The 244-nt window shown below is 45.9% G+C and carries 1 pseudogene; it reads right to left on the bottom strand.

Going from position 1 to position 244, the window contains the following annotated elements:
- Positions 1-244, bottom strand: a pseudogene (locus tag ACRHOZ_RS21265) (hypothetical protein); the annotation flags it as partial.

Raw genomic sequence — 244 nt, 5'->3', positions numbered from 1 at the left:
CCATTAGCGGCGATATTATCATCGCCCCAATTACAACTGCGGTAGAGTTGGCGTTAAGACCCTCCGAGGCAATAAAAATGGAACAAATCAGAATCCAGGAGGTATGTCCCTTAAAGGGAATATCCGCAATAATGGACTCTTTGGTAGCAACGGCATCCGTTTTGGTTCGTATTTCCAAAAGTTCCGAGAGGAACTTGCCAATACTTCCCAACAAGCCTTTAAAATCCCTCTTGGGCTTGTCCCC

This window comes from Flagellimonas flava (genome assembly GCF_050617915.1).
In the GTDB taxonomy this organism is placed as follows: Bacteria; Bacteroidota; Bacteroidia; order Flavobacteriales; family Flavobacteriaceae; genus Flagellimonas; species Flagellimonas flava_A.
Note: the sequence above shows the minus strand (reverse complement) of the source record. Positions and strands in the feature narration are given on the sequence as shown.